Origin of the sequence: Bacillus sp. JJ864, assembly GCF_036963045.1 — a bacterium.
Lineage (GTDB): Bacteria > Bacillota > Bacilli > Bacillales > Bacillaceae_G > Bacillus_A > Bacillus_A pseudomycoides_C.
The window spans coordinates 21,041-21,953 of record NZ_JBALLY010000031.1 but is presented as its reverse complement, the minus strand read 5'-3'; the positions used below and the strand labels follow the sequence as shown (position 1 = coordinate 21,953).

At 27.3% G+C, this 913-nt stretch carries 1 protein-coding gene; it reads left to right on the top strand.

Translation table 11 applies throughout. From position 1 onward, the window contains the following. Positions 1-289: 289 nt before the first annotated feature. Positions 290-673 (top strand): hypothetical protein, encoded by a 384-nt coding sequence (locus tag V7024_RS06260; protein ID WP_335517131.1) that lies wholly within the window; start codon positions 290-292, stop codon positions 671-673. Positions 674-913 lie beyond the last annotated feature (240 nt).

Below are 913 nucleotides of genomic sequence, written 5' to 3'. Positions count from 1 at the left end.
ATTTATAGCTGTGCAATATATAAAGAAAATGAAAGGATACCAATTAAAAAGATTAATATAAATATATAGAATATATTGAATTTTAACCGCTTTATTTGTTATAATATGGTTAACGATCACTTTTTGTAATTTATAAATTTTCCTTGAAGTCCTCTAGTAATTAATTGCTTGCCACTTTTAATTACAACATAGAGGGCTTTTTCAATTTTTTGGATATATTTGATTGATTTAGTATAGTATTTATATTAAAATAAAAGTGTAAATATTTTGTGATAAGGGGATGGATAAAATGTTTAATAAAGAACAACAAGAAATTTTTGATTTGTGTCAAATAGCTTTCAATACATCCGAAGAAAACCCATATAATAATGATATGCCTTTTTTTCGAGAAGCCAGTAAGTCATTATTTAACAGTATTATAAGTTTACTTCTTTTACATGAAGAAAAAATAAAAACAGTTAACAATAAAGAAGAGTTTTTGAAGGTTATTGAAAGTTTACCAAAAGAAGATCCAGCCAGAATACAGTTTATGGGATTTGAAAATTTACCACCATTTGCTAAAAGTGGAGTGATAATGCATTTCGAAACGACTATAGGCTTATGTCAAAAATTACTTCAAAGTGCTTATAGTAATATAAAATCAAAAGAACAACTAGAAAAGTTAGAAAAATAAAAGAGGACAGATATATTCTGTCCTCTTTATTGTAGGGTATAATTGTCAGACCTCATTTTAACAACCTTTTAATACAAAGTAAATAAATAATACTGTTTTTATGCTTAGGACAGAGATACAGTGTCTTAGGCTTATTTAAATAGTATCTCCATGTGCGAAGTGTGAAGTAGTGGTGTTATTAGTATCAATTGAAACAAAATCAGGTCTTGCTGGTGCTGGTGTGTCTCCTACATTTAATGC

Coding starts and splice junctions, on each gene's coding strand:
- V7024_RS06260 (WP_335517131.1), top strand. CDS start 290: ATGTTTAATAAAGAACAACAAGAAATTTTTGATTTGTGTCAAATAGCT.